The 25,658-nt window shown below is 70.1% G+C and carries 19 protein-coding genes, 2 tRNA genes and 1 pseudogene; 10 read left to right on the forward strand and 12 right to left on the reverse strand.

Going from position 1 to position 25,658, the window contains the following annotated elements; genetic code table 11:
• Both ACX80L_RS13125 and ACX80L_RS13130 read left to right on the forward strand, forming a co-directional pair.
• Positions 1-754 (forward strand): annotated as a pseudogene (locus tag ACX80L_RS13125) (carboxypeptidase regulatory-like domain-containing protein); the annotation flags it as partial.
• A gap of 294 nt (positions 755-1,048) precedes the next feature.
• Positions 1,049-1,696 (forward strand): MBL fold metallo-hydrolase, encoded by a 648-nt coding sequence (locus ACX80L_RS13130; protein WP_208741401.1) that lies wholly within the window; start codon positions 1,049-1,051, stop codon positions 1,694-1,696.
• Between the two features lie 105 nt (positions 1,697-1,801).
• On the opposite strand, the gene ACX80L_RS13135 is transcribed toward ACX80L_RS13130, so the two are convergent.
• The 8 genes from ACX80L_RS13135 to ACX80L_RS13170 all read right to left on the reverse strand — a co-directional run bounded on the left by ACX80L_RS13135 (position 1,802) and on the right by ACX80L_RS13170 (position 9,441).
• Entirely contained in the window at positions 1,802-3,664 is a 1,863-nt protein-coding gene (locus ACX80L_RS13135; RefSeq protein ID WP_459290174.1) for a GTPase, read from the reverse strand.
• Positions 3,661-5,463 carry a dynamin family protein gene (locus ACX80L_RS13140; protein WP_459290176.1) on the reverse strand — a complete coding sequence of 601 codons (1,803 nt, stop codon included), beginning with the start codon at positions 5,461-5,463 and terminating at the stop codon, positions 3,661-3,663. The genes ACX80L_RS13135 and ACX80L_RS13140 overlap by 4 nt, the downstream gene beginning before the upstream one ends.
• A gap of 103 nt (positions 5,464-5,566) precedes the next feature.
• A tRNA-Glu gene (locus ACX80L_RS13145) sits at positions 5,567-5,639 on the reverse strand.
• Positions 5,640-5,706: 67 nt separating this feature from the next.
• Positions 5,707-5,778, reverse strand: a tRNA-Gln gene (locus tag ACX80L_RS13150).
• 69 nt (positions 5,779-5,847) lie between these two features.
• On the reverse strand, positions 5,848-6,678 hold the full coding sequence (locus tag ACX80L_RS13155; RefSeq protein ID WP_459290178.1) for an HAD family hydrolase: 831 nt from the start codon (positions 6,676-6,678) through the stop codon (positions 5,848-5,850).
• Between the two features lie 3 nt (positions 6,679-6,681).
• Positions 6,682-8,190, reverse strand: coding sequence for a glutamate--tRNA ligase (gltX, locus tag ACX80L_RS13160; protein WP_459290180.1), 1,509 nt, complete (start codon positions 8,188-8,190; stop codon positions 6,682-6,684).
• A gap of 119 nt (positions 8,191-8,309) precedes the next feature.
• Positions 8,310-9,083, reverse strand: a complete 774-nt coding sequence (locus ACX80L_RS13165; RefSeq protein ID WP_133080757.1) for a fumarylacetoacetate hydrolase family protein — start codon at positions 9,081-9,083, stop codon at positions 8,310-8,312.
• Between the two features lie 220 nt (positions 9,084-9,303).
• Entirely contained in the window at positions 9,304-9,441 is a 138-nt protein-coding gene (locus tag ACX80L_RS13170; RefSeq protein WP_208740183.1) for a hypothetical protein, read from the reverse strand.
• A gap of 209 nt (positions 9,442-9,650) precedes the next feature.
• Between ACX80L_RS13170 and ACX80L_RS13175 the strand changes: the two genes are divergently transcribed.
• Complete coding sequence (locus ACX80L_RS13175) at positions 9,651-10,691, forward strand: hypothetical protein (protein ID WP_208740184.1); 1,041 nt, start codon at positions 9,651-9,653, stop codon at positions 10,689-10,691.
• 436 nt (positions 10,692-11,127) lie between these two features.
• A complete protein-coding gene (locus ACX80L_RS13180; protein ID WP_459290183.1) occupies positions 11,128-12,702 on the forward strand; it encodes a putative bifunctional diguanylate cyclase/phosphodiesterase in 1,575 nt (524 codons plus the stop codon).
• 121 nt (positions 12,703-12,823) lie between these two features.
• Here the strand turns inward: ACX80L_RS13180 and ACX80L_RS13185 are convergent, their stop codons facing one another.
• Both ACX80L_RS13185 and ACX80L_RS13190 read right to left on the reverse strand, forming a co-directional pair.
• The gene (locus ACX80L_RS13185) at positions 12,824-13,930 is read right to left on the reverse strand and encodes a branched-chain amino acid aminotransferase (protein WP_208741415.1); all 1,107 of its coding nucleotides are present in this window, start codon (positions 13,928-13,930) and stop codon (positions 12,824-12,826) included.
• 97 nt (positions 13,931-14,027) lie between these two features.
• Positions 14,028-15,080 (reverse strand): 3-isopropylmalate dehydrogenase, encoded by a 1,053-nt coding sequence (locus tag ACX80L_RS13190; protein ID WP_133080761.1) that lies wholly within the window; start codon positions 15,078-15,080, stop codon positions 14,028-14,030.
• Between the two features lie 110 nt (positions 15,081-15,190).
• Between ACX80L_RS13190 and ACX80L_RS13195 the strand changes: the two genes are divergently transcribed.
• From ACX80L_RS13195 to ACX80L_RS13220, 6 genes are all read left to right on the forward strand, one after another.
• On the forward strand, positions 15,191-16,396 hold the full coding sequence (locus ACX80L_RS13195) for a sensor histidine kinase (RefSeq protein WP_459290185.1): 1,206 nt from the start codon (positions 15,191-15,193) through the stop codon (positions 16,394-16,396).
• Positions 16,397-16,568: 172 nt separating this feature from the next.
• Positions 16,569-17,222, forward strand: a complete 654-nt coding sequence (locus tag ACX80L_RS13200) for a LuxR C-terminal-related transcriptional regulator (protein WP_459290357.1) — start codon at positions 16,569-16,571, stop codon at positions 17,220-17,222.
• Between the two features lie 161 nt (positions 17,223-17,383).
• Positions 17,384-18,169, forward strand: coding sequence for an ABC transporter ATP-binding protein (locus ACX80L_RS13205; RefSeq protein WP_459290187.1), 786 nt, complete (start codon positions 17,384-17,386; stop codon positions 18,167-18,169).
• A 1-nt stretch (position 18,170) separates the two neighbouring features.
• The gene (locus ACX80L_RS13210; protein WP_459290189.1) at positions 18,171-20,729 is read left to right on the forward strand and encodes an ABC transporter permease; all 2,559 of its coding nucleotides are present in this window, start codon (positions 18,171-18,173) and stop codon (positions 20,727-20,729) included.
• Positions 20,730-20,787: 58 nt separating this feature from the next.
• The gene (locus ACX80L_RS13215; RefSeq protein ID WP_459290190.1) at positions 20,788-22,506 is read left to right on the forward strand and encodes an ATP-binding protein; all 1,719 of its coding nucleotides are present in this window, start codon (positions 20,788-20,790) and stop codon (positions 22,504-22,506) included.
• A 31-nt stretch (positions 22,507-22,537) separates the two neighbouring features.
• Positions 22,538-23,077 carry a hypothetical protein gene (locus tag ACX80L_RS13220; RefSeq protein ID WP_133080766.1) on the forward strand — a complete coding sequence of 180 codons (540 nt, stop codon included), beginning with the start codon at positions 22,538-22,540 and terminating at the stop codon, positions 23,075-23,077.
• A 27-nt stretch (positions 23,078-23,104) separates the two neighbouring features.
• On the opposite strand, the gene metG is transcribed toward ACX80L_RS13220, so the two are convergent.
• Positions 23,105-24,679, reverse strand: coding sequence for a methionine--tRNA ligase (gene metG, locus ACX80L_RS13225; RefSeq protein ID WP_133080767.1), 1,575 nt, complete (start codon positions 24,677-24,679; stop codon positions 23,105-23,107).
• Between the two features lie 45 nt (positions 24,680-24,724).
• Positions 24,725-25,654, reverse strand: coding sequence for an acetamidase/formamidase family protein (locus ACX80L_RS13230; RefSeq protein WP_459290192.1), 930 nt, complete (start codon positions 25,652-25,654; stop codon positions 24,725-24,727).
• Between the last annotated feature and the right edge of the window lie 4 nt (positions 25,655-25,658).

The following is a 25,658-nucleotide window of genomic DNA, read 5'->3' on the forward strand; positions in this document are numbered from 1 at the left end:
TCTTGGCACCGGCAGGCTCTATACGCTCAGCATCCTGAATGCCAACGGCGCCAGCCTCTACAACTTCGACCTCACCGGTGCAGACTCCGACGGAATCCGACTCGCCGCCCAACAAATCAATCTGCCTGTTGGGCGAAGCTACATCAAGGTTTACGGCGAGAGGCTCCAGGCAAGCTGGGGCAAGACCTACACCCTCAACACGGCGATGCTGTGGTCTGCGACTCCTGTCCCGACAATCTCCGGAACACCGCAGGTGGGTCGAACGCTGACAGCGGCGGCCGGAGCCTGGGCTCCGACCCCGACCGCCTTGCGTTTCCAGTGGTTCCGTTCCGGGACGGCTATCACGGGCGCGACGAAGAACACCTACGCCCTTGTTGCTGCTGATCTGGACAAGACCATCACGGTGAAGGTCACCGGAAGCAGGACCGGATACCGCACTACGACCAAGGCCTCAGTCGCGACCGCCCCAGTGAAGGCCGGAACCCTGACGGCGGGAACTCCTGTCATCACCGGAACGACCACCGTGGGATCGATCCTCACGGCCAACCCCGGCGTATGGGGGCCGAGCCCCGTGACCCTCGAGTACACGTGGTACCGCTCCGGGGCCCTCATCCCAGGTGCTACCGCTACCAGCTATAAATTGACGACAGCCGACGCCGGAAAAACGATTACCGTCAGCGTGACCGGAAAGAAAACTGCCTACAACACCGCGGTGAAAACTTCCGCAGCTACTTCGCTGATAAAGACCGGCTAGCTTCTGATGGTGGTCGGACCGCAATTCCCCTCCGGCGCTCCGCCGAACTCTCATCCAATGCGGCACGAGCGGTATTAGTCGAGCGCTTCGAAAGGCGCCTCGACACCGAGGTCGGGCCGTGGATCGACTTTCATGGATGACCATCGGACCACCAGAATCAGCAAGTAGGCCTCGTCCGCCGGTGGAACTGTTCCGGTCCGCGATCCTTACCCGCCAGACGGGCAGCGCTACAGTGTGACCATCCGCAGGCCGACCGGGACCGTAGGTCGGCCCAGGACCAGCCGAAGGATACCCATGCGCCTCATCGCCCAGGATTGCTACCAGCTCGAACACCAGAAGGGTTCGCACGGGTTCGTCGTGGCGGGAGCCGGTCGCGCGGCGGTGATCGACCCGGGGATGTCCTCCGGGTTCGACGGCATCGTCGCCGAACTGCGCGCCGGAGAGTCGACGACCGGGCCGATCACGGACATCGTCCTCACCCACTACGACGCCGACCACGCGCAGGTCGCGCAGCGGTTGCAGGAGACGCTCGGGGCGACGGTATGGATCGGCGCCGCCGATGCCGACATCCTTCGCGGCAGGGTCGAGCCGAGGACGGTCTTCCGGAAGGTCCTGAAGAAGGTGGCGCGCGTCCCCTTCCCCGAGGGTGCCCGGGAGCTGGACGGGTCGGGCGAGATCTTCTCCGGACTCGAGTACTTCCCGACGCCGGGGCACACGCCCGGCCACTACGCGTACCAGTGGCGTGGGGTGCTCTTCACCGGCGACGCCGCGAAGGTGTCGGCGGACGGCACCGTCAGCGACTTCTACGCGATCGTCATCAATGACAAGCCCGTGGCCGCACGCACCGTCCAGCTGCTCGCCGAGCGCATCCGCTCGGGCTCCGTCGACTGGATCTGCTCGGGCCACAACGCGGTGGCGCGGACGAGCGCGCAGACGCCATAACCCGCCTCGACGGCCGGTCCCCTACCGGGCGTCGTCCCGCCCGCTGCACGAGACCCTTCCGCCGGATTCGGCCACCGCAGTAGGACCGACCGGGCCGGACAGCCGCTAGGTCCGCCGGAGTACCCCCAGCACCGCTGCCCGGAAGTCGTTGCAGCGCCCCACCTCGCCCTCCACGGGCAGCATCACAATGTCCCGGGCAGCGCGGGAGCACGATGCCAGGAGTCGCCGGCGCACCCGTGTCGCGCGCCGGGCCGCTCCCCACCGCGCGAGCAGCGCGGCGAGTATCCCCAGCAGGATGCCGGCCGCGCCGCCTGCCAGGATCAGGAGCGTGGGAACCGGGAACCCCTCGACGCGGGGCACGTCGACAGCGGGCAGCTGCAGGAACCCGAGGACGGCAAGGACGCCGAGCCACACCAGTCCGGTGACGAGCGCCGCGAAGGCGACCCACTGCAGGACACCGAAGACCCCCCACCACCAGCGTCGATCCGTCTCGAGGTCCGTGCCGGTGACGGCGGCATCGAGGGCATCCGTGAGCTCCCCCGCCGTCCCGCGGGCCGCGTCCCTGATCGAGGTGTGCCAGGGCTCGGGTGCGCCCTGCGCCGATGCATCGCCGAACACCCGCAGTGCGTGGTCCACGCGTGCGCGCTGGGCAGGCTGCCCGAGCGGTAGCGACGACCGGCGCACCTCGGGGACGACATCCTGGCTCCGGAGGTTGAGGCGTCGCAGGGGGTCGGGACGGAGCCTCGCCAGCCAGCGCGTCACGGGCCAGCCCGCGGCGGCGTGCGCGTCCCGGCGATAGGCGGCCCGCACCGCGTCGACGACCACCGGGACACCGGCGGCGACACCGAGTTCGTCCGACAGCGTGGACCTCGCGTCCGCTGCGGGCAGCGGCACCGGTTCCTCCGCGACGAAGGGCAGGAGCTCGGTGGCCGCTCCCGCGGCGTCGGCGGACAGCCGTCTCGTGGCGGCGGCGCGGCTCTCGGCATGGGCCCTGATCGCCGCGGCGAGCGCGTCGAGGCCCGTTCCCGTGCGTGCGGACACCGGCAGGACGGCCACGCCGGGGAGCCCCTCCCCCGCGAGGATCCCGGCCAGCGATGACGTGACGGCGTCGAGGTCCGCCGGCTCCAACCGGTCCGCCTGGTTGAGCGCGACCAGGGTCACGGCCTCGTGGGACGCCAGTCCACGGAGGAAACCGTGATGGAGCGCCGCATCGGCGTACTTCTGGGGATCGACGACCCACAGCAGGACGTCCACCTGCCGGGCGAGCCGTTCCACGACGTCGCGATGCGCCGCGGCGGTGGAGTCGAAATCCGGGAGGTCCAGCAGGATCAAACCTGCGGCGTCAGCTGCCGCCACTGGCGCCGCGGATCCGGAGGGATCGTCCCGTCGGGACGGCACCGCGCCCCTGCGCCGCCGGCCGAAGATCCTGCGCAGGACTCCGCGGGACTCCTTCGCCGGTCCCCGTCGCGTGTCGCCGGCGCCTCGCGCACCGTCCGGTTCCTCCCGCAGGAGGGCGGACGGCGTGGGCTCTCCGGAATCCGCGGTTGCGCCGTCGTGTCCCGGCAGGTCGAGTCCCCGGAGGAGCGGCGCCCCGGCCGGCAGTTCCACGCGCTGGCCGACGCCCAGCCAGTCGAGCAGCTCGCCGCTTCCCGCGCTCTCCCAGACCAGTGCGAGCGGTTCCGACGTCGTCGGCCGCCGCACTGCCACCCGTGCGGCGCCCGTTCCGCTCAGCGCGTTCACGAGGGAGGACTTCCCGCTGCCGGTGGGCCCGAAGACGCCGACGACCGTGTGGTTCCCGGACAGCGATCGCCGGGAGCCGGCGCGGTCGAGTGTGGCGTGCAGCCTCTCCAGCCGTTCCGGCGGCAACCGGTCCACACCGAGGTCGTAGGCCGTCGCCAGCCGGTCGAGGGCGTCCGTGAGCGATGACGCGAGCGGTGTCTGGACCGCTGCGTCCCCCGGTCGGCTCATGCGTCGTCCTCGATAGTCGTCGGCTGCTGCCCGCCCGGCAGTGCTGTCCGCAGCTGCCGGGCCAGTACCCGCAGCGTCTCCGCCGGCGTCTGGTGTGCCAGCGGGTCGAGGCAGCGGTCGAAGCTGATGCGTTCCTGGCGGAACAGTCCGTCGACGCGCTGCGACAGGTTCCTGCGTGCCGTAACGGTGAGGCGCCGCACGGCGTCGTCACCGAAGACTGCTTCGAGGAGCTTCTGTCCGGCGATCGCCGATGCGCCCGCGATGCCCAGCTCGCCTCCCGTGAGTCCGCCGGTGGACGCGAACACCACCACCATCAGGGCCACGGCGATCCCGTTGACGCCGAAGGACAGCATGCGTGCCGTGAACCGCTTGTCCGCTCCTTCGGCCTGGACGAGCTGCAGGAGGTCCTGCTGCCATGCCCGGATCTCGCGGGCCACCGCGGTGGAGAAGTCCTCGGCACGCCAGGAGGGCACGCCGGCGAGCAGCGCGCTCCCGGCCTGCTCCGCCAGCCAGCGTCGCCTGGCCACCTCGTCGGCCCGGGCCGCCTGCTCCACGATGACCGTCTGCAGGCCGCTCCCGATGGCTTCGGCCACGGTCGCCGCAGGAGCCGGCCTTCCCGTGAAGAAGGCACTGACGCGATCACGCGCGCGTCCGATCCTCGACTCGAGTCCCCGCATGAATTCTCCCGTGCCGACGAAATCCTGCCAGCGGGCGAGGACCTCGCCGCGCAGCAGCCTGCCGTCCTCGGTCGCCGCGAGGACGTCCGCCAGCGCGTCCCGGTACGCGCCGTCCACCGCCGCGCGCAGTACATCCCCGGCGGCCTGTTCCTGCGCGGCTGCAGCGGCGATCGAGTCGATGCGCCCGGCCAGCGCGCGCATCGCGCCGCCCACCGTGCGCCGTGCGATGTCCCGCCTCCCCTCCGCGTCGGCGGCCAGGGCGTGGAGCCAGCGGGTGATGGGCTCGACGGCGCCGGCGGGCAGCATCTTCGCAGGGCCCACGAGGGGCGTCTCCGGGACGACGAAGATGGGTGCGTGCCCGAGGTTCTCGGCGGACAGGAGTGTCAGCAGGTCGCTCCTGACCTCCTCCTCCACCCCGGGCGGGACGCGGTCCAGGACGATCGCCACCAGTACGTCGCGCCTACCTGCCTCGGCCAGCAGTTTCCAGGGCACGGCGTCCGCGTAGCGGTTGGCGGTCGTGACGAAGAGCCAGAGGTCCGCCGCTGCGAGGAGTTGTCCGGCGAGCCTGCGGTTCTCGTCGGCGATGGAATCGACGTCCGGGGCATCGAGCAGGGCGAGCCCGGCGGGCAGGGACCGCGTGGGGCGCAGCAGCAGCGTGTTCGCGTCGGCTGCCTGCCCGATGCGTGCAGGCAGGGTCGAGGGCCCGTCCGGATCCTGGTCGGCGCCGTCGTCGTCCGCGATCCGCACGCGGCTCAGGGTCGGCAGCACGCGTGTGTCGTCGAACCACGCGCCGTCCTCGGGATGGTGGAGCAGGAGGGGCTGGCGCGTGGTGGGCCGCACCGCACCCGTCACCGAGACGGGCCGCCCGACCAGGGCGTTCACCAGGGTGGACTTCCCAGCACCGGTGGATCCCCCGACGACGGCGATGAGCGGCGCGTCGAGGCTGGCGAGGCGCGGGAGGATGTAGTCGTTCAGTTGGGCCCGGGCTGCGGTGGCCGCTTCGCGTGCCTCCACGGAACCGGGCAGGGCGAGGGGGAACACGAGGTCCTCGAGTGCGGCGCGCACCTCCCGCAGCAGCGGTGACAGCCCGCGGGGCTCGCCGGCGGTGATCGGTGCACTCATGGCTCCATCATGCCAGCCGCCCGGAGACGCACCCCACCAACGAAGAAGTCCCGGACATCGTGTTGATGTCCGGGACTTCCCGTCGTGTCCTTGCGGACCGTTGTGACCCCAGCGGGATTCGAACCCGCGTTACCGCCGTGAGAGGGCAGCGTACTAGGCCGCTATACGATGGGGCCAGTACTTTTCATCCTACTACTGTTTTTCTACTGCTTGTGCCATCCCGTCCGCGAGGACGGGAGTGCGCTGGGGTACCAGGACTCGAACCTAGAATGTTGGTACCAGAAACCAGTGTGTTGCCAATTACACCATACCCCAATGGCACTTCCCGAAGCCCCGATGGTGCTGGGTTTCGATCGCGTAACCGCTCCGCGCCGAGATATAACTTTACCGGACAGAGGGCAGGAACTGCAAAACGGCCGCCAGCCCGGTGATCCGGGGCACCTCCAGGGCGTCCTCCGCCGAGGCCCGGCCCGGTACCGGCACTCCCCCGGACGGCACGTCCGCCGCGGCGCCCGCCCCGGAATCGGTCCCGGATTCCCGCCCCGTCCCGGCGCGGTCCAGCCAGACCCCCACCAGTCCGGCCGACCGTGCACCCACGGCATCGACCAGCCGGTTGTCGCCGACGTAGAGGGTGCGGGCCGGCGTCGTGCCGATCCGTCGTGCGCCCTCGAGGTAGATGCCGGGCTCGGGCTTGGCCACCCCGACGGTGTCGATGCCCACGAGCACCTCGACGCGGGACAGCCCCGCCCGGTCCAGCTTTGCCCGCTGGTAGTCGTGGACGTTGTTGCTCACCGCTCCGTAGGGGATCCCGCGCGCGTCGAGCTCGTCGAGCAGCGGCCCGACGTCGTCGTACGCCCGGAAATGCAGCGGCAGGGTGCGCTCGTACTCACGGACCCACTCGTCCGCCACCCGGCCGAGGAAGGGTTCCGGGGTGAATGCGGAGCGCGCGTGGCGCACGCGGTGGACGCGCTGCTCCTCGAACGTCAGCTCCCCCGCGAGGAAGCGGTCGTAGTGCCTGTGCGGGTCGCCGGTGTACAGGGCCTTGTAGCGCGCCCAGTCGTCATCGGTGAGGTGGCTGAGCGCAGGATCGGGAATCGCCTGGAGCGTCCGTCCCATGGCCTGTTCGAGGTCCACGAGGGTGTCATCGATGTCGAAGAGCACGCCGTCGACCCCGGGGCCGATGCCCCCCGCCGCTTCGGCTGCCGGATCAGGCACGGGTCAGTCCACCGTGGCGCGCAGCGCACGCACGCGCGCGACCGAGGACTCGCGGCCGAGGATCACCATCGACTCGAAGAGCGGCGGGGAGATCCTGCGTCCGGAGATCGCCGTGCGGACCGGTCCGAACGCGAGCCTCGGCTTGAGTCCGAGCGTGTCGACCAGGGCACCCCGGAGCGCGGCCTGCAGCGCTTCGGCGTCCCAGGATTCGCAGCCCTCGAGGGCCTCCAGCGTGACGTCGAGCACCTCGCCGAGGTTGTCCGGCAGGCCCTTGCGGGCGTCGTCGGCGACGTCCACGGCGTCGTCGGCCTTGAACAGGAAGGCCAGCATCTCGGGAGCCTCGCCGAGGAGCGTGATGCGCTCCTGGATGAGCGGGGCGGCCTCGGCGATGATGCGCAGCTCCTCCTCGGAGGGCTCAGCGGCGATCAGCCCGGCGGTGGCGAGGTAGGGCAGGAGCCGGGAGCGAAACTCGGCGGGATCGAGGAGCCGCACGTGCGTCCCGTTGATCGCCTCTGCCTTCTTGAGGTCGAAGCGCGCGGGGTTGGCGAGCACGTCGCGCACGTCGAACTTCTCGACGAGCTGCTCCACGGAGAAGATGTCCTCGTCGGCCGACAGGCTCCAGCCCAGCAGCGACAGGTAATTGAGCAGCCCCTCGCGGATGAAGCCGCGCTCACGGTGCAGGAAGAGGTTGGACTCGGGATCCCGCTTGGACAGCTTCTTGTTGCCCTGGCCCATGACATAGGGCAGGTGTCCGAACAGCGGCATGTAGCGGGCCACACCGATGTCGATCAGCGCACGGTAGAGCGCGACCTGGCGCGGCGTCGAGGACAGCAGATCCTCTCCGCGCAGGACATGCGTGATGCCCATCAGCGCGTCGTCCACTGGATTCACGAGCGTGTAGAGCGGCGCCCCGTTGGCACGCACGACGGCGAAGTCCGGCACGCTGCCGGCGCGGAACGTGATGTCGCCGCGGACGAGGTCGGTGAAGGTGATGTCCTCGTCCGGCATGCGCAGGCGAAGGACGGCGGGCCGCCCGGCGGACCGGAATACGTCCTTCTGCTCGTCGGTCAGGTCGCGATCGTGGTTGTCGTAGCCGAGCTTGACGTCACGGCCGGCTGCGCGGTGGCGCTCCTCCACCTCCTCCGGCGTGGAGAAGGACTCGTAGAGGTGCCCGGCGGCGACGAGCCGTTCGATGACGTCCTGGTACAGCTCGCCGCGCTGCGACTGGCGGTAGGGCGCATGCGGTCCGCCGACCTCCACGCCTTCGTCCCAGTCGATGCCCAGCCACCTCATGGCCTCCAGGAGCTGCTGGTAGCTCTCCTCGCTGTCCCGGGCGGCGTCGGTGTCCTCGATGCGGAAGACGAGCTTGCCACCGGTGTGGCGCGCGTAGGCCCAGTTGAAGAGGGCGGTCCGGATCAGCCCGACGTGGGGCGTACCCGTCGGCGACGGGCAGAATCGGACGCGGACGGACGTGGCATCGGTGACGGTGGGGATCTCTGCGGCAGTAGTCATGATGATCCCAGTCTAGGTGGGACCATCAGGCGCCGCGCGAGCCGCGGGTCCGTCGTCGGGCCTGACAGTGAGTGGCCGACGACGGACCAGGAGGCGCGGAGCGGCCAGGCGCGGAACCGTCAGCGGCGGGCCGGGTTGGAGAGGCGGCCGATGCCCTCGATCTCGACGTCGTACCGCTGGCCGTCCGTGATCAGACCGACGCCGGCAGGCGTCCCGGTCAGGATGACGTCTCCGGGAAGGAGGGTGAACGCCTGCGAGACGTAGGCGACGAGTTCCCGGGCGCCCCAGATCATGTCGCTCGTGGAGCCGTCCTGGCGGAGTTCGCCGTCGAGCGATCCGCGGACGGTGAGGTTCTCGGGATCGAGGTCGGTCTCGATCCACGGACCGATCGGGCAGGACGTGTCGAAGCCCTTCGCCCGCGCCCACTGGTCGTCCGTCTTCTGCACGTCACGCGCCGTCAGGTCGTTGGCGCACGTGTACCCGAAGACGACGTCGTCGACCCGCTCGAGCGGGACGTCCTTGCAGATCCTGCCGATCACGACGGCCAGTTCCGCCTCGTACGAGATCTGGTCGGAGAAGGACGGGAGCATGACCGGGTCGCCAGGACCGATGACCGACGTGTTGGGCTTGAGGAACATCAGCGGTGCGGCAGGCGTCTCACTGCCCATCTCCTGGATGTGGTCCGCATAGTTCCTGCCGATTCCCACCACCTTGCTGCGGGGGATCACGGGGGCCAGGAGCCGGACGTCCTCCAGCGCATGGCGGACGCCGGTCAGCTGGACGCCGGCGTAGAAGGGGTCGCCCTGGATGACGGCCACCTCCTCGCTTCCCGCCGCACCTTCCACGACACCGAACAGTGGGTCATCATTTACGACAAAGCGTGCAATTCGCATGCGGCCAAGCCTAGCGTGAGGCATCGGCGCCCGGCGCGGCGCCTGCCGCTGCCATCGTCGGCACACGAGCAGGGCCCGAGGACGTCCGGCGGAACGCTCAAAAGGAGATACCGCGGGCACTCCCTCCCCAGAATCGAGGGTGCCCGCGGTATCAGTACTGCATTTCAAGCCCTACTGGTGCCGTCCGCCTAACGGATGGCGGTGTACAGCCGAGAGTGGATCAGAACGGCCAGGATCCGACGCGATCGGGCGAGGTGACGGTGCCGGTGCCGGCCTTGGCGGGGGCGGCGTTCGCTGCCGCTGCACCGCCGGTGACGAGGAGGGTTGCGAGGAGGAGTGCGGAGGTGAGGCGCTTCATAGCGGTGGTCCTTTGGCTTGATCAACAGTGGTGGTGGCGAGCCGCCTTATTACCACAGGCGACTCGAGAATCATCGTAAGCCACTCCAGCCACTTTAGTAACATTTTCAGAGGATTTTTTCGGAGTATTTTTCCAGCGGATGGTTCTTGCACCTAGTACACCGAATAATGGGATGAGCAACCGACCACACGGAAAGCCGAAGGGTGCGCATGTCATACAGGGAAGGCCCGGGCCAGCGGTTGCTCCTCGAGTTCCGTGCTCGTGATGCCTGGAACCAGCGGGACTACGTGGCCGCCCAGAGTCTCGCGATGGAATTGGCATCCGCGGCCCGTGAGGACGGGGACGATCTGGGCTGGTGGAACGCCACGTTCCTGGTCGGGGAATGCCTTCGGAAACAAGGTCTGATGCAGGAGTCGCAGACCATTGCCGATGAACTGGCTGCGCATTCCCTGACGGAGCGGTCGAAGGCGCTCAGTGCACGGGTCTTCACCCTCCAGGCCTTCGCCCTGCAGGGAAGCGGCGATCTCGCCTCAGCAGTTCAAGCAGCGCGTCGTGCTGTCTCGGAAGCACTGCTCGAACCCAACCAGAACACCATCGTCATCGAGGCTCAGAATGCGCTGATCGCGGCTCTGGCTGAGAGCGGCCAGCTCGAGAGTGCCTGGAGTGAGTGCCGCATCCTCGCCGACCTCCTCGACAAGGACCAGGACAACAAGTACGCCGGCCAGTCCTATTGGGCGATCGGCAACGTGGCCTTCCTTCTCAGGAATATCAGCGAGGGCGTGTCCTACCACGAGCTCGCAGCGAAGACCCTGTCCCCCACCAACGATCTCGATCTCTGGGCCCGCTTCAATCGCGGTTCGGCGGATTTCCGCCTCGCCGCCGGCGTGCTCGAACCCGAGACACTCGAGTGCATCGAGCGGGCGGAACTTGCCAGCTCGATCGTCGGGGGGACGGAACGTGACCGCCTCGAACTGAAACTGATCCGGGCGCAATGGCACGTCCTGACCGGGCAGTTCGAGGCTGCCGTCGAACAGCTCACCGCGATCATCGCCCGCAAGCAGCTCCTCGCATCGCACGTCGCCGCACAGGCACACTTCCTTCTGGGCCAGGCGCTGTCCGGCCATGGGAGCAATGCGGAGGCCATCCCGAATCTCCAGTTGAGCGAGGACCTGTTCCTGCAATCCGGCGCCGAGGACAGGGCCTCCACCGCAAGGGCACTGATCCGGGACATCGGAGCGTCCCGGCCCTGAACCGGCTCCCGGTGCGATGTCAAGGAGTTCCTGACCCCGCCTCGGGACGTGCCCTCGACACTTCTGCCGTAGACTCGTCCGCAGGCCCCGGTCGGGCTGGGCGTTTCCCCCCATTACTCCCACCCCGACCGGGGTTTCCTGCTGCCGGGGGACGAGTGGCCGGTGCTCGATGGATCGGCGTCCACCGCGCGGCCGGGAAGTGCCGATGCACAGTGCTAACCTTTCCCCGTCACGTAGCGCCTCGGCACTGCGCTCCAGGTACACGCGACACAGGACACGCCGCCCATCCGGCCGGCGTGGACCACGTGATTCGACGGCGACGATTCGGGGGTATCGACATGGCTGGTTGTCGCCGTCCCCGCGCCCTGCGCCCGCTTCCGCCCCGCCGGGCTCCGCTCACGGGGAAGCTCCGCCTCCGGACTGTACGCTGGGACAAATGAGCGCTGACCACAAGGACCCCCGGCTGGCCATGCTGGTCGAGAGCATCGTCCGCCTGTCCCGTGGAGAACTCAGCAGCCGCATCGAGCCGTCGAGCGCACGGGACGAGGTCGACGCCGTCATCACCGGCGTGAACCTGCTCGCTGAGGAACTCGAACAGGTCTACGAGCAGTTCGAGAAGCGCGTCGAGAGCCGCACGGCGATGCTCCGCCAGGCGCACCTCGACATGATGAAGATGGCGATGTCCGACGCCCTGACCGGGCTCGCCAACCGTGTGGCACTCATGGACGGCATCGAGGAGGCGCTCACCCAGGCCGCCAACGGCGCCCCGCCACCGGCCCTCCTCCTCCTCGATCTCGACAGCTTCAAGAACGTCAACGACCGGTTCGGTCATGACGCGGGCGATCGCGTCCTTCAGGAAGTGGCCAACCGCCTCAACAGCGTGGTGCGCGAGACCGACCTCGTGGCACGGCTCGGCGGGGACGAGTTCGCGATCCTGCTGCCGGCCGCGACCATGGACATCGCCATGCAGGTCGCCCGGAGGGCCCTGGAGGTCCTCGGCGAGCAGATCCGCCTCGACTCCCTCTACGTCCACTCCCGCGCGAGCATCGGCGTCCGGCTCGGCACCGCCGACCAGACGGCCGAGGAACTGCTGCTGGACGCGGACACCGCCATGTATGCCGCGAAGCGCGAGGGCCGCAGCATCATCAAGGTCTTCGAACCCGTCATGCTGTACTCCCGGCAACTCCGCAGCCAGATGGCGACGGAACTGCGCGGCGCCATCAGCTCGGACGAACTCGTGCTGCACTACCAGCCCGTCGTCGAACTGGCGACGAACAGGATCCTCGGCGTCGAGGTCCTCGTGCGGTGGCAGCACCCCCTGCGCGGACTCATCCCGCCGGACACGTTCATCCCCCTGGCCGAGGAGATCGGGGTCATCCACGACCTCGACCGATGGGTGATGTCCGCCTCGCTGCGGCAGCTCGCCCAGTGGCGCAGGGACTTCGTCCTCGACGACGACTTCCAGCTGCGCGTAAACCTCTCGGCCGTCGAACTGAAACAGCTCGACCTCGTGGACCACATCCGGACCCTGCTGCGCGAGCTCGACCTGCCCGCCCGCAACCTGGTCGTCGAGATCACGGAGACGGCGATCGTGACGCGGGGCGAAGTGGAAATGTACTCCCTGCTGAGCCTGCAGCAGCTCGGTGTCGGCATCGAGATCGATGACTTCGGTACCGGCTACTCCTCCATCAGCTACCTCCGGGAACTCCCCGTGAGCATGGTGAAGGTGGACCGCTCGCTCCTCGTCGAACTGAACACCCGGGCGGGGCAGCTGGAGTTCGTCGCGGCGATCCTCCAGCTCATCCGGGCCGCCGGACTCGAAGCGGTCTTCGAGGGCATCGAGACACGGGAGCAGGCGGACCAGCTGAGGGCACTGGGCTGCGCGAGCGGCCAGGGCTACTACTTCAGCCGCCCGATGCCTGCGGAGGAGACGGGCGCGCTCCTGTCCACCACGCGGTACCTGCGGGTCGGCGAAGGGGTCGACGGCCCGGAGACCGCGGCGTCGCGCTGATCCCTGCGCACGGACGGGGACGGAACCGGACCGCGCTCCCCCGCGACGGTCGTACCGCGACGTACGGGAACGGCGCCCGCCCAGCCCTTCCGGGTGGAACGGACGCCGCCCGCGGTGGCTCCTAGACCAGGCGCGTAAGCCAGCCGTGCGTGTCCTCGACGGTCCCGGTCTGGATGCCCAGCAACTGGCTGCGGATCGACATGGTCACCTCTCCGGCGGGCGTGCCGGCGGCACCGATGAATTCGTCGCCGTCGCGCAGCTGTCCGATCGGCGTGATCACGGCCGCCGTACCGCAGGCGAAGACCTCCGTGATGTCGCCGCCGGCGACGCCGTCACGCCACTCGTCGAGCGTGATCTTGCGTTCGCTGACCGTGAGCCCCCGGTCGCGTCCGAGCTGGATGATCGAGGACCGGGTGATGCCCTCCAGGATTGTGCCGGACAGGGCAGGAGTGACGAGCGAACCGTCCCGGAAGACGAAGAAGACGTTCATGCCGCCGAGCTCCTCGACGGCGTTGTCGTTGAACTGGTCGAGGAACAGCACCTGCTTGCAGCCGTGCGCCTCGGCTTCGAGCTGGGCGGCGAGCGACGAGGCGTAGTTGCCGCCGGCCTTCGCTGCGCCGGTTCCGCCGCGCCCGGCCCGGGCGTAGTTGCGCGACACCCAGATGTCCACCGGCTTCACCTCGCCGCCGAAGTAGTTGCCCGCAGGTGATGCGATGACCCGGTAGGACACCTCGCGGGCGGGCCGGACCCCGAGGAACGCCTCGGTGGCGATCATGAACGGCCGGAGGTAGAGGCTCTCGCCGTCCCCGGAAGGGATCCAGTCGGCGTCCACCGAGACGAGCTGGCGCAGGGACTCGAGGAACAGCTCCTCGGGCAGCTGGGGAAGTGCCAGGCGGGCTGCGGAGCGGTTGAGGCGGGCGGCATTCGCATCGGCGCGGAACGTCCACACCGAACCGTCGGCATGCCGGTAGGCCTTCATCCCCTCGAAGATCTCCTGGCCGTAGTGCAGGACGGCGGCCGCCGGATCGAGCGCGATCGGACCGTAGGGCTCGAGTCGTGCATCGTGCCAGCCGCCGACGCCGGACTCGTCCACGCGGAAGTCGACGACGGCCGTGTGGTCGGTGAAGAAATTGCCGAAGCCCGGATTCGCCAGCACCGCCTCGCGCTCCTCGGCCGACGCCCGCTGCGTCGACAGGTGCTGGGCGAACTGGGTATCGGTGGCTGTCATGGTTCCTCCGCGCTGGAACGGACTGCACGTGCGGCGTGGCCGCCGTCGCCCGTCGGTGGTCAGTGCTCCGGCACTGGGTTAATGATGTGTAACCACCTTAGGACACGGCAGCGGCAATAGCATCGCCGACGGCCGACGTGCTGCGGGCCCCGGAACGGGCGGCGATGTCCTGCTCCACGGCCTGCTCGATCCGCTCCGCAGGAGCGTCGTGGCCGAGATGCCGGAGCAGGAGGGCCGCGGACAGGATCGCGGCCGTGGGATCGGCCACCTGTCGGCCGGCGATGTCCGGGGCCGATCCGTGGACGGGCTCGAACATGGACGGCGCGGTGCGGTCCATGTTGAGGTTCGCGGACGCGGCGAGGCCGATCCCTCCCGACACGGCGGCGGCGAGGTCGGTGACGATGTCACCGAACAGGTTGTCGGTGACGATGACGTCGAAGCGCGAAGGATCCGTGACGAGGAAGATCATCGCCGCGTCCACGTGCAGGTAGTCGTGGCTCACGTCGGGGAAGTCGGCGGCGACCGCCTCGACGGTGCGCTTCCAGAGGTGGCCCGCGTAGACCAGCACGTTGTGCTTGTGCACGAGCGTGAGCTTCTTCCGGCGTCCCGAGGCCCGCACGAAGGCATCCCGGACCACGCGCTCCACACCGTGGGCGGTGTTGAGGGAGACCTCGGTGGCCACCTCGTGCGGTGTTCCGCCACGCAGCGTTCCGCCGTTGCCCGTATAGGGACCTTCCGTGCCCTCACGGACGACGACGAAATCGATGGTGCCGGGGGCGGCGAGCGGGCTGGGGACGCCCGGGTACAGCCTCGAGGGGCGCAGGTTCACGAAGTGGTCGAGCGAGAAGCGGAGCTTCAGCAGGAATTCCCGTTCGATCAGGCCCGAGGGGATGCGGGTGTCGCCCGGGGCGGCACCTACCGCCCCGAAGAGGATGGCGTCATGGCTCCGCAGTCGCTCGAGGGTGGCATCCGGCAGGGTCTCCCCTGTGGCGAGCCAGTGCTCGGCGCCGAGCTCGTACTCGGTCAGCGCGACATCGACGGCGTTCCCGACGGCCGCCAGCAGGACCTTCACCGCTTCGGCGGTCACTTCGGGTCCGATCCCGTCTCCGGGGATGACGGCGAGGTCGATGTGGTGCGCGGCATCAGTCATGCTCCCAGCGTAGGAAAGCGCCAGAACCCGCGACAATCCGTCCGCAGGGTGAGACGGCTCCACCCGTGGTCGGATGTACGACGGCGGGGCCCCACCTAGAGTTGGTCCCCATGGACATCCACCTGCGGCTGGCACGCTGGGTCCGAGCGCACCCCGGGACGATCGATGCATGGCTCGCGCTGGGGATCTTCGTCTTCCTCGTCCTGCCGTTCGCGGCGAGCGGCGTGGGGGGCATGAGCCCGACCGTCGTCGTGTCCGTGGCCCTGGTGCTCCCCCTCGCGTGGCGCCGTTCGCGCGTGGTGCTCTCTGCCTCGGTCATCGCGGGCGTCTCCGTACTGCAGCTCGTCACCGGCATCGAACCGGTCCCCGCCCAGTTCGTCATCCTCGTCACGATCTACACCCTGGCGGCCTTCGGCCCGCGGCGGGCGAGCCTCGGGGGCCTCGGCCTCGCCATCGCCGGGGCCGCGATCGGCCTCGTCCGGTACGGCGACCTGCTGGGTGTGAGCGGAAGTGATTCCGTGCTGACGACGGTGCCCCTGTTCCTCATCCTGCTGTTCTTCGTGGAGTCCCTCGCGCTCCTCGCCTGGACGATGGGCGACCTCGCCCGGTCCCGGCGGCTCACGTACCGTGCGCTCGAGGACCGGAACCGGCGGCTCGAGGTCGAGCGGCAGCAGGAGCGCGACCTCGCCGCGGCCGACGAGCGCAGCCACATCGCCCGGGAGATGCACGACATCGTGGCGCACTCCCTGTCGGTGATCATCACGCAGGCCGACGGCGCACGGTATGCGAGCGCGCACGCACCCGAAATCGCCGTCCGGACGCTCGGTACCATCGCCGACACCGGGCGGGGTTCGCTGCGCGAGATGCGGCGGCTGCTCGGCGTCCTCCGCGGTGACGAGAGTGCGTCCACCCGGCCGCTCCCCACGCTCGACGACATCGACTCCCTCATCCAGTCGGTCCGCAGATCCGGTGTGCGGATCGACTGCCGCCGCATCGGCACGCCGCGCAGGCCCCTGCCGCTCGGAGCCGAGCTCACGGCGTACCGGGCGGTGCAGGAATCGCTCACGAACGTGCTCAAGCACGCGGGATCGGCCACGTCCACGGAGGTGTCGCTCGAGTACGGCCCGCGCGGACTGACCATCACGGTGGACGACGACGGGCGCGGGGCCGCTCCGGATCCTGCCACGGCGGGGGCGGGCCAGGGCATCATCGGCATGACCGAACGGGTCCGGCTCTACGACGGCACGGTCTCGGCCGCGCCGCGCACCGGGGGCGGCTACCGCGTGGAGGCATTCATCCCGTACACCCAGGCCTAGGCTGGGGAGACCGCCCAGCAGCCCACCCAGGACAGCACAGGAGAGCGACACCACCGTGGACAGCACCGCCAGCAGCACCGCCCCGTCCGGCATCCCGTCGGCCGTCGACGCCCCGTCTCCGATCCGCATCGCCATCGTGGACGACCAGCACCTGGTGCGGAGCGGCTTCGCCATGCTGATCAATTCGCAGCCCGACCTCGAGGTGGTGGCCGAGGCCGCGAACGGGGAGGAGGCGGTGAGTGCCCTGGCGATCACGCGGGCCGACGTCGTCCTGATGGATGTGCGCATGCCGGGCATGGACGGCATCGAGGCCACGCGCCGTATCCTCGCAGAGCACCTCCGCCGTCCACCGGCCGCGTCCACCCCGTCCGGCGGCGGGGATGCGGGCCCGCGCATCGTGGTCCTGACGACCTTCGACCTCGACGAGTACGCCCTGTCCGCGATCCACGCCGGGGCGAGCGGCTTCCTGCTCAAGGACGCCCCGCCCGAGGAACTGCTCGAGGCGGTCCGGACCGTACACCGGGGGGACGCCGTCATCGCCCCGTCCACCACGCGCCGGCTGCTCGACCACGTGGCGCCGCTCCTGCGCCTGCCCTCGGCCACGCAGGACGCGCACGCGGCAGCGGTGGCGCGGCTGACGACCCGCGAGCGCGAGGTGTTCGAACTCATCGCCCAGGGGCTCTCGAACCCGGAGATCGCCCTGAAGCTGTTCCTCTCCGAGGCCACGGTGAAGACGCACGTGGGCCACATCCTCGCCAAGCTCGAGGCGCGGGACCGCGTCCAGGCCGTCGTCATGGCCTACGAGACGGGCATCGTCCGCCCCTGACACCGCCCCGGACGGCAGGGTGCCTCCGGTACAGCCGTAGATACCGGCGGCACGGTCGTAGGTCCCGGCCCGTCCCGCTCATCCCCCGGTATGAGGAGCTGCGCCACAATCCCGGACCTGGCGCCGATCCGCAGGGCCCCGAGCGTCCATAGCGTGGAGGCATGACTACTTCCATGCATCCCGCCGGCTCGACGGCGATTCCCGGGGACGGCTCGCCCGCTCCGACAGCCGCCGTCTCCGCCAGGGGCGTCTCCAAGCGCTACGGCCGCGGCGAGACCGCCGTCCACGCACTTCGCGACGTCTCGGTCGACTTCGACCGGGGACGCTTCACGGCGATCATGGGTCCGTCCGGCTCCGGCAAGTCGACCCTCATGCACTGCCTCGCCGGCCTCGACAGCATCGATGCAGGACGGCTCTGGATCGGCGGGACCGACATCACCGGGCTGCCCGACACCGCGCTCACCCGACTGCGCCGTGAGCGCGTCGGCTTCGTGTTCCAGGCCTTCAACCTCGTGCCGACCCTGACCGCGGAACAGAACATCACCCTGCCGGTGGCCCTCGCCGGTGGCAGCGTGGACACCGCGTGGCTGCAGCAGATCTCGTCCTCCCTGGGACTGGCGGACCGGCTGTCCCATCGTCCCCACGAGCTCTCCGGCGGACAGCAGCAGAGGGTCGCCGTCGCCCGCGCCCTCCTGACGAGGCCCGACGTGATCTTCGGCGACGAGCCGACGGGAAATCTCGACTCGGCGACGGGCGCGGAGGTCCTGTCCCTCCTGCGGCGGAGCTGCCGCGAGATGGGCCAGAGCATCATCATGGTCACCCACGACCCGGTCGCGGCCTCCTACGCCGACCGCGTGGTCCTCCTCGAGGACGGCGCGCTCGTCGGCGAACTCGAGCAGTCCACCCCCGAGGCCATCCTCGGTGCACTCGCGAAGCTGGGGGCATAGCGTGCTGCAGGTAGCCCTGGCGCAGGTCCGCGTCCACGCACGGCGCTTTCTCGCCGTCGGCCTCGCCGTGATGCTCGGCGTGGCCTTCCTCGCCGCGACCCTCATGGTCGGTGCCACCACGAGGGCGAGCCTCGGCGAGAGCATCGGCGCCTCCTATGCCAAGGCTGACCTCGTGGTGTCCGGGCAGGAGGGCCCGGAGGTGCCCGCCGGGATCGTCGGGGAGCTCGCGTCCGTCCCCGGGGTGGACGTCGTCCACGGGCTCGAGCGCGCCTACACCCGGGTCACCACCGGGTCTGCCACCGCGCTCGCCGTCCTGACCGCGACGGCACCGGACCGGCTCGAGACCACGAGGGTGACGAAGGGCTCCTACCCTTCGGGACCGGGTGACGTGGCACTGGACGAGGCCTCGGCAGTGCGTCTGGGCGTCGTCCCCGGCGACACGCTCGCCGTCGACTCCGGAGCCGCGCCCACCTCCCCGGGCCATGCGCTCACCGTCACGGGACTCACCGCGCCGAGTGCCGATCCCATGCTCTCTGGGGCGGCGCAGGTCCTCGCCCCTTCCTCCGTGGTCCGCGAGCTCAAGGAGGGTGAGGCGACCTACCGCTCCGTCCAGCTCGCGCTGTCGCCCGACGCCGATCCGGGGGCGGTCGCCTCGGCCGTCACCGCTTCCCTCGCCGCGTCATCGACCGACGGGGCCTCGGAGCTGGTGGTGCGGACCGCAGCCGAACAGACCCTCACGGATGTCGCGGCGCTCTCGGACGGCGGAGACTCGCTGACGGGGATCCTCCTCGCCTTCGCCGCCGTGGCCGTCCTCGTCGCCGGACTCGTCATCTCGAACACGTTCTCGGTGCTGGTGGCACAGCGGACGCGTGAACTGGCCCTGTTGCGCTGCATCGGCGCCGAGCGGCGTCAGGTCCGGGCATCGGTGCTGGCCGAGGGCGCCCTCGTGGGCCTGGTCTCGTCGGTGCTCGGCGTCCTGCTCGCCGTCGGCGTCATGGCCGTCCTCGTGGGGCTCGCCCGCCGGACGGGCTTCGGGTCCTTCGCCGTCCTGGCCGTTCCGCCGTCGGCCGCGGTGATCGGCGTCTGCGTCGGGGTCCTGATGACGCTGCTCGCGGCGGTCGTGCCCGCGCGGGCCGCGACACGCGTCGCGCCCCTGGCCGCGCTCCGTCCGTCGGACCCGCCGACCACCGGGAGCACGAACGGCCGCGTCCGCCTCCTCACGGGTGTGGTGGCGGTGTGCGGCGGGGCGGCGCTCCTCCTCCTCGGTGCCGTGTCGGTCGCGATCCTGCCGGCCGTGGCAGGCGGCGCCGTGTCCTTCCTCGGCATCATCCTCCTCGCCCCGTTCTTCGTCCCCGTGAGCGTGGCCGCCGTCGGCAGGTCGGCCCGCCCGCTCGGGGTCGCCGGCACCCTCTCATCCGTGAACGCCGTCCGCAATCCGGCGCGGACCACCGCGTCGTCGGCGGCGCTGATGGTCGGCGTGACCCTCGTGACCATGATGATGGTCGGTGCGCAGACCGCCCGGACGTCGTTCGACCGCGAGCTGGACGGGAACTACGCCGTGGACCTCGAGGTCTCGGGGCTCGGCACTGCGGCCGCGGTGCCCGGTACGCGCGTGGACGCGTCAACTCTGCTGCAGGTGGACGGCGTCCGGACGGCCGTCGAACTGACCCCGGTGCTGCTCACGAGCGCCGAGGACGGCGGGTCCCTGGTGTATGCCGCCGATCCGGCGGCGATCGCCGACGTGCTGAGGGCCCAGGGCGTGGCACTGACGGACGGGATGGTCCTTGCGCCCCAGGACTGGATCCAGAGCGACGTGACCGTGGAGGGCGCGAATGGTCCTGCCACCCTTCCCGTCACCCCCACCGACTCCACGTTCTTCCTCCCGCTGATCACCACCGCCACCGCGGAGGCGCTCGGAGGCACCCCGGACGGCGCCCTGTCCACCTACCTGGGGGCCGATGGGACAACGGACCCGGCGGAGGTGCAGGGGTCGCTGTCCACCTACGTCGGCCCGACCTTCTGGCTCGGGCTCGACGACGCGCGGGACGCCGCGACGGTAGCTGACGTCCAGTCGCGGATCGTGGCGGCCACCGGGGTCTCCGAGTACCAGGTCACCGGAGCAGCCGCCGAGCGGGCGGCCTACAACCAGATCATCGACGTGCTGCTGCTGATCGTGACGGCCCTGCTCGCCGTCGCCGTCCTGATCGCACTGATCGGGGTCGCCAACACGCTGTCCCTGTCCGTGCTGGAGCGGCGCCGGGAGAACTCCCTCCTCCGCGCCCTCGGCCTCACTCGGGCCCAGCTGCGCGGGATGCTGGCGGTCGAGGCGGTGCTCGTCGCGGGGGTCGCGGCGCTCCTGGGCACCGTCTTCGGCGTCCTGTACGGCTGGTTGGGGGCGCAGTCGGCGCTGGGCGGGATCGCGGCGGTCAGCCCGTCGGTGCCGGTCGGCCAGATCGCAGCGGTCCTCGCCGTGGCGGTCGCCGCGGGGCTGCTGGCCTCCGTGCTCCCCGCCCGCCGGGCAGCACGGCTCTCGCCCGTCGCCGGACTCGCGATGGAATGACCCCGCACGGCGTCCTCGGTTCCCGCTGCGACCGGCATATATTAGGGAGATCGCAGCAGTGGGTCGGAAGGACGTCGTGGGGCAGGACGAGACAGCAGGACACGGAGCGCTGGCCGTCATCGCCTCGCCGTCCCTGCAGGACTGCGGTGAGCTCGAGGCACACCTCGTGGCGGAGGGCCTCTCGGCCCGGACCGTCACCTCCCCGGAGGCCCTGCTGGAGAACGTCCTGGCGATCCACCCGGACGTGCTCCTCGTGGACCTGTCCATCGCGGCGGCCTACGCGGGCACCCTGGGTGGCATCGTCGCGGAGCATGCACACCTCACCGGCCTTCCGGTGATCCTCCTGCTCCCCGAGGGCGGCGGCGGGACGCTCCCGGCCGGCCTGGCGCCCTACGTGTCGGACGTCGTGTTCCGCCCGGTCCGCCCCGCCGAGCTGCTCCACAGGCTCACTGCCGCCATCGCACGACGGCGGCGCCATCAGGAGCAGCGTGCCTCCTCTGCACGACTGAGGGAGGACATGAGGCGCATCTCCGCCCGCATCAGGGCCACGAACGATCCCGTGGTGATGGTGGACCAGTTCCTCCCCGCCGTCGGGCGGGCCCTCGGCGCCCACCACCTCGCGCTCCAGGTCTTCGACGACGATCGTGTCGCAGCCCGCAGCAGCACCTGGAGCAGCGGGGAGGGCACGGCGAGGGCGTCCCTCGCGGGTCCGTCGCACCTGCAGCAGGACTCCGCCCTCACCCTCGCCCTGAAGCTGTGGGAGGACTCCGCCACCGCCGGATTCCGTGCCGGACCCGCCGCGGATCCCGACGCCGCCCCCGAGGCCGGCGACATCCGCACCCCCGGGTGGCTCCTCGACGCCGTCGGACGGGAGCGCACGGTCAGCGGGGTCGTCGCGGCCCTCGGCGAAGGGGACACCCCCTTCGGGCTGCTCTGGATCATCCGCGAGGGGACCCCGCTCGTCTGGTCCTCGGTGGAGGGCGCCCTGACGCACCACGTCCTCGGTAACCTCGCCCACGGCCTGATCCAGGCGCAGCTCATCTCCCGCCAGCAGCAGGCCGTGCGCAAGCTGCGCGCCCTGAACCAGGCGAAGAGCGATTTCGTCGGCACCGTCAACCACGAGCTGAGGACGCCGCTCGCGTCGATCGCCGGATACCTCGAGATGATCATCGACGGCGTCGGCGGGGAACTGCCGCCGGAGGCGAGCACCATGCTCCACGCCGTCGAACGCAACACCACGAAGCTGAGCGAGCTGATCGAGAACATCTCGGCCCTCTCCTCCCGGGAGACCGACGCGTCCGACTACGGGCCCGTGGACATCGTCCACCTCGTGTCCCAGCTCACGAGCCGCGCCGTGCTCGAGGCCTCGGCGGGCGGCCTCACCCTCGACTGCACCCTGCCGGACCATGCCATCACCGTCTCCGGTGACCGCGACCAGCTCTCGGCGGCGATCGCCATCGTCCTGTCGAATGCGATCAAGTTCACGCAGGAGGACGGCAGCGTGGCGGTCGGCCTGACCCTCGATCCGGGGCACGTGGTCGTCCTCGTCAGGGACACGGGGATCGGCATCCCGCCGGACGACCTGCCGCACCTCTTCGACTCGTTCCACCGGGCCGCGAACTCCAACCAGGTGCTGCCGGGCGCCGGTGTGGGACTCTCCGTCGCACGGAAGACGTTCGAGGCACACCATGGGACTATCACGGTCGAATCGAGGCTGGGCGCCGGAACGGCGGTCGCCATCACGCTTCCGCTGCTGAATCCCGCTGCCGTAGGCTGATGAGCCGCACACATCCCGGAAGGAACACCCCATGACGCGCGCCGCGGTCGGTATCCCGGTCCATCAGCTGGATCTGGAGACGCTTCTGCCCTATCTCGACCTGCATCTGGTCGGCGCCACCAACGGCGTCCGGCTGTTCAGCGCCGCTCGGGTCTCCTGGGCCGGGACGCCCTACGAGGAGGACTTCACCCGACTGCGGGACGAGATCCGCGAGGAGCGTGCGTTCCTGAAGAGACTGATCCGGGCGCTCGGGCACCGCCCGGGCGTCGTCAAGATGACCCTCGCGCGGGCCATGTCCGTCGTGGCGGACCTGGACCCGCTCAACCCGCAGAGGCGCAGGGCCACGACCGGTGCGCAGCTGGAACTCGAGGCCCTGCAATCACTGCTCCGGGGGAAGGAGTCCCTCTGGTCCACACTCCTCGCGCTCTCGCCGTCCGCGGACGCCGCTCCGGGGGATCCCGTGCTGAACCGGCCCGCCCTGGAGCGCCTGCTCGTCGCGTCGAAGCGTCAGCAGGACACGGTGGCGCGTGTCATGACGGAGACTGCGGCAGCTCGGTTCCTCCGGACCTGATTCCCGGCCGGCCCGGACCCAGGGGCCTCAGGACTCGCCCGGCTCCTCGTACTTGGGGAAGACCGGGGACGGTGCGGGAAGGTCCGTCCCCGGCTCGATCCGCCGGCCGAGTGCGGCGAAGCGGCGCAGGGCGTCGTCGTGCTCCGTCCCCTGCCCGAGGGCTGTCAGGATCCGCCCCGCGCTGCCGGGCATGACCGGCTGGGCCAGGATCGCCACCACCCGCAGGACCTCCAGGGTCACGTACAGCACCGTGTTCATGCGCTCGGTATCGGTCTTCCGGAGAACCCATGGCTGCTGGTCGGCGAAGTACGCGTTCGTGTCGCCGAGGACGGTCCACACGGCCTCGAGTGCGCGGGAGAACTCCTGCCTGTCGTAGGCCGCCCGGCTGGCCTCCAGCAGGGCGTGCGCCTGGTCGAGGATCGCGGTGTCGGCGGACCCGAACTCCCCGGGCTCCGGTACCGCGCCGCCGCAGTTCTTGGCGACCATCGAGAGCGAGCGCTGGGCCAGGTTGCCGAAGTTGTTGGCGAGGTCGGAGTTCATGCGTCCGACGACGGCCTCGTGGCTGTAGGAGCCGTCCGCACCGAACGGTACCTCCCGGAGGAGGAAGAAGCGCACGGAGTCCAGGCCGTACTGATCCACCCAGTCCGCCGGTGCCACGGTGTTGCCGAGCGACTTGGACATCTTCACCCCGCGGTTGTGCAGGAAGCCGTGGATCATGACGCGCTTCGGCACCTCGATGCCTGCGGACATCAGAAAGGCGGGCCAGTAGATGGCGTGGAAGCGGGAGATGTCCTTGCCGATAACATGGACGTCCGCGGGCCAGAACCTGCGGAAGCGCTCGGACTCGGTGTCGGGGAATCCGACGCCGGTCAGGTAGTTGGTGAGCGCATCGACCCAGACGTACATGACGTGCCGGGGATCGCCCGGGACCGGGACGCCCCAGTCGAAGGTGGTGCGGCTGATGGAGAGGTCCTCCAGGCCGCGCCGCACGAAGGAGATGACCTCGTTGAACCGGGGCTGCGGCGCACCGAACTCGGGCTGCGCCGCGTACAGGTCGAGGAGCTTCTGCTGGTAGGCCGAGAGCCGGAAGAAGTAGCTCTCCTCCTCGGTCCAGGTGACCTCGGTGTCGGTCTCCTTCGCGTACCGCACGCCGTCCTCGCGGACCTCCGTGTCGTCCTCGGCCCAGAAGGCCTCGTCGCGCACCGAGTACCAGCCGGCGTACTTGTCGAGGTAGATGTCCCCGTTGGCCTCCATCCGCTTCCAGATCTCGGTCGCGGCGGCGTAGTGGTCCTCGTCGGTGGTCCGGATGAACCGGTCGTAGGAGGTTCCGACGACGTCGTTCATCTCCCGGAACGCCAGCGCGTTGCGCGTTGCCAGGTCCCGGACCGGGATGCCCTCCCGGTCCGCCGCCTGCTGCATCTTCAGGCCGTGCTCGTCCGTGCCCGTCAGGTACATGACGTCGAAGCCGTCGAGGCGCTTGAAGCGCGCCATGGCGTCGACGGCGATGGTCTCGTAGGCGTGCCCGATGTGCGGCACCCCGTTGGGGTAGGAGATGGCCGTGGTGATGTAGAACGAGGGCTTTGCGTCAGCTGCGGAGGTCACCCTATGAAATTACCCCGGCCCGCACGGATTTGCCCAAGCGCGGCGTCAGGCCACCCCGACGGCGTCGAGCCCGAGCACGGCGTGCACACCCCAGGTCTGGTTGGCGATCTGCGTGACCCGGAGGTCGACGACGGAGCTGGCGAGGGCCAGGGCCGCCTTCCGCTCCAGGCCGTACAACTGCTGGAGCCAGGTCAGCATGGCGCCGAGCGCCTGCGCCGTCGCCCGGTTGAGGTCCGCATCGAACCCGAAGGTGACGCGGGCCGACGGGGTGAGCGCGTGGATGCTCGCCAGCGGCGCATCGCGCACGAGGTCGACCGTGACGGTGGTCGTCATGCCGCACTCGATGGCCGTGCCGCCCACCTCTCCGTCGCCCTGCGCCGCATGCCCGTCGCCGAGGTGGAGCAGCGCGCCGGGCACCGTGACGGGCAGGAACAGGGTGGAGCCGGCCGTCAGTTCCCGGCAGTCGATGTTGCCGCCCCCCGCCGCCCGCGGCGGCGTCGTCGAATGGTCCCCCGGCTCGGCCGGCGGCAGCCCCACCAGGCCGAGGAACGGGGCGAGGCGGACGACGTGCCCGTACTGGTTGGTCCCGGTCCCGGCGTCCCGGTCGAGGTCCCACAGCAGCCACGCCGGGTCCGTCCCCTCGAGGCCCAGGCTGCGCGTGAACGCGTCGTCCCGCTTCCCGGTCACCGTCCAGCCCCAGTCGGCGGTCTCGAGCGCTTCGAGACGGACGGCGAGCACGTCGCCCGGCTCGGCCCCGATGACCTCGATGGGGCCGGTGAGGGCATGTCCGCGCCGGTCCGGGAAGCGGTAGGGCGTCACGGCTCCCGGCGACTGCTGCCGCTCGAGGTGCCCCCAGGCGTCAAGTGATTCGACGACCACGCGGTCCCCCGGGTCGATGCGGAGGACGGGCGGCGTGTCCCGCGACAGCACCTGCACCGCGGTCGACTGCTCGGCTGCGAGGTGGTGCGTGGCCATGAAG

Source organism: Arthrobacter sp. MDT1-48-3 (genome assembly GCF_054511015.1).

What these genes read in the sequence shown, in the direction of transcription:
- ACX80L_RS13130 (WP_208741401.1), top strand. Translation starts at nt 1,049, where the DNA reads ATGCGCCTCATCGCCCAGGATTGCTACCAGCTCGAACACCAGAAGGGT.
- ACX80L_RS13135 (WP_459290174.1), bottom strand. Translation starts at nt 3,664, where the DNA reads ATGAGCCGACCGGGGGACGCAGCGGTCCAGACACCGCTCGCGTCATCG.
- ACX80L_RS13140 (WP_459290176.1), bottom strand. Translation starts at nt 5,463, where the DNA reads ATGAGTGCACCGATCACCGCCGGCGAGCCCCGCGGGCTGTCACCGCTG.
- gltX (WP_459290180.1), bottom strand. Translation starts at nt 8,190, where the DNA reads ATGACTACTGCCGCAGAGATCCCCACCGTCACCGATGCCACGTCCGTC.
- ACX80L_RS13165 (WP_133080757.1), bottom strand. Translation starts at nt 9,083, where the DNA reads ATGCGAATTGCACGCTTTGTCGTAAATGATGACCCACTGTTCGGTGTC.
- ACX80L_RS13170 (WP_208740183.1), bottom strand. Translation starts at nt 9,441, where the DNA reads ATGAAGCGCCTCACCTCCGCACTCCTCCTCGCAACCCTCCTCGTCACC.
- ACX80L_RS13175 (WP_208740184.1), top strand. Translation starts at nt 9,651, where the DNA reads ATGTCATACAGGGAAGGCCCGGGCCAGCGGTTGCTCCTCGAGTTCCGT.
- ACX80L_RS13180 (WP_459290183.1), top strand. Translation starts at nt 11,128, where the DNA reads ATGAGCGCTGACCACAAGGACCCCCGGCTGGCCATGCTGGTCGAGAGC.
- ACX80L_RS13185 (WP_208741415.1), bottom strand. Translation starts at nt 13,930, where the DNA reads ATGACAGCCACCGATACCCAGTTCGCCCAGCACCTGTCGACGCAGCGG.
- ACX80L_RS13190 (WP_133080761.1), bottom strand. Translation starts at nt 15,080, where the DNA reads ATGACTGATGCCGCGCACCACATCGACCTCGCCGTCATCCCCGGAGAC.
- ACX80L_RS13195 (WP_459290185.1), top strand. Translation starts at nt 15,191, where the DNA reads ATGGACATCCACCTGCGGCTGGCACGCTGGGTCCGAGCGCACCCCGGG.
- ACX80L_RS13200 (WP_459290357.1), top strand. Translation starts at nt 16,569, where the DNA reads ATGCTGATCAATTCGCAGCCCGACCTCGAGGTGGTGGCCGAGGCCGCG.
- ACX80L_RS13205 (WP_459290187.1), top strand. Translation starts at nt 17,384, where the DNA reads ATGACTACTTCCATGCATCCCGCCGGCTCGACGGCGATTCCCGGGGAC.
- ACX80L_RS13220 (WP_133080766.1), top strand. Translation starts at nt 22,538, where the DNA reads ATGACGCGCGCCGCGGTCGGTATCCCGGTCCATCAGCTGGATCTGGAG.
- ACX80L_RS13230 (WP_459290192.1), bottom strand. Translation starts at nt 25,654, where the DNA reads ATGGCCACGCACCACCTCGCAGCCGAGCAGTCGACCGCGGTGCAGGTG.